This is a genomic window from Streptomyces racemochromogenes (genome assembly GCF_044129415.1).
GTDB lineage: Bacteria > Actinomycetota > Actinomycetes > Streptomycetales > Streptomycetaceae > Streptomyces > Streptomyces racemochromogenes_A.
In genome coordinates, this window is sequence record NZ_JBBDHD010000322.1 from 1 (window position 1) to 541 (window position 541).

The 541-nt window shown below is 73.4% G+C and carries 1 protein-coding gene; it reads right to left on the reverse strand.

Annotation, left to right across the window (positions count from 1 at the left end; genetic code table 11):
* The coding region (locus WDV06_RS37080) for a phosphoadenylyl-sulfate reductase (RefSeq protein WP_395514192.1) at positions 1 to 541 on the reverse strand (541 nt) is incomplete at both ends.

Sequence of the window (541 nt, forward strand, 5' to 3'; positions counted from 1 at the left end):
CGCGCCCGGCCCAGCGGCCGGCCCGGGCGTCCTCGCCCTCGGCGACCCGGCGGGTGCAGGGGGCGCAGCCGACGGAGGTGTAGCCGTCCATCAGCAGCGGGTTGGTCAGGACGCCGTGTTCGGCGACGTACGCCTCGACGTCGTCCTGGGTCCAGCGGGCGATCGGGGAGATCTTGACCTTCCGCCGCTTCTCGTCCCAGCCGACGACCGGGGTGCCGGCCCGGGTGGGGGACTCGTCGCGGCGCAGGCCCGTCGCCCAGGCCTCGTAGCCGGCGAGGCCCTCTTCGAGGGGCTTGACCTTGCGCAGGGCGCAGCACAGGTCGGGGTCGCGGTCGTGGAGCCTCGGCCCGTACGCGGCGTCCTGTTCGGCGACCGTCTGGCGCGGGGTGAGGGTGATGACGTTGACGTCCATCACGGCCTGGACCGCGTCGCGGGTACCGATGGTCTCCTCGAAGTGGTAGCCGGTGTCCAGGAACACCACGTCCACGCCGGGGAAGGCACGGGAGGCGAGGTGGGCGACCACCGCGTCCTCCATCGAGGA